The sequence below is a fragment of the Acinetobacter sp. NBRC 110496 genome, assembly GCF_000876115.1.
Lineage (GTDB): Bacteria > Pseudomonadota > Gammaproteobacteria > Pseudomonadales > Moraxellaceae > Acinetobacter.
In genome coordinates this window covers 1-1,081 of sequence record NZ_BBTF01000142.1, presented here as the reverse complement: position 1 = coordinate 1,081, position 1,081 = coordinate 1, and the positions used below count along the sequence as shown (strand labels likewise).

Here is a 1,081-nt window from a genome sequence, read left to right as displayed (position 1 = left end):
GGTGGTTCTGCTGCGGCACTAGCATCGGGATTTACACCGATTGAGCTTGGTAGTGATATTGGTGGTTCTATTCGAACACCAGCACATTTTTGTGGTGTCTATGGTCATAAATCCACCTATGGATTGATTGATTTCAGAGGACACATCATGAATTACGAGGACGAGTTATCCCAACCTGACCTTGCCGTCATTGGTCCAATGGCTCGTTCAGCACGGGACTTAAGTTTATTATTAGATGTTTTAGTCGAGCCAAATGCGGATGACTTTAGAGCTTTTAAACTCAAGGAATCTGAAAAACAAACCATTCAAGAGTTTAAAGTATTATTCTGGATGGATGATGAATCGTGTCCAATCGATTCACGGCTAAAGAAAAAATACGATCAACTTTTGCAAACCCTGCAAACTGCCAAGGTTAACGTGGATGTAGGTCGTCCAAAAAATTGGGATTTTGATGAAATATTTAAATCCTACGCCACTCGATTGATCAGCCAAATGACTTTTGCAGATCCTAAACTAAGTCGATTGTCCATGTCGGCATCTACGCCATTAATCAAATTACTTAATGGTAAAGCAGGCATTCCGCCTTTGGCCTATGGATTTACACAAGGTGCTAACCTGAGTCATGCAGAATGGCTTGCCAAATATGAAGAGTCATTGCATATCAAGCAAAAATGTCTTGAAATTTTTGCAGAATACGACGTCATTATTTGCCCACCTATTTTGACTCTAGCGTTTGAACACAATCATAAAGAACCTTTGATGTTTCGCACGCTACAAGTCGATGGAAGAAAACGTTTCTATCTTGAGTTATTCAAATGGATTTCGCCAGCAACTGTATTTGGGTTGCCATCAACCTCTGCACCGATAGGCTTATCTGAGGACAATCTACCAGTCAATATTCAAATATTGGGACAACCGTATGCAGACAAAGTCACCATTAAATTTGCTGAACTGCTTGCACAAATTACGGATGGATTCCAAAAACCGCCTTTGGATTTTTAGTTGCACTATCCATCATAGCGTAATTTAACAGTCTTTCACCGACTAGAAATCAATTGATTGACGATGTTTTGTTGTTTTA

General features: G+C 39.9%; 1 protein-coding gene. It reads left to right on the top strand.

All coding sequences use genetic code 11. The features are described from left to right. A partial coding sequence (locus Aba26S_RS20940) for an amidase family protein (RefSeq protein WP_043975179.1) occupies nucleotides 1-1,002 on the top strand: 1,002 nt, incomplete at its 5' end. Nucleotides 1,003-1,081 lie beyond the last annotated feature (79 nt).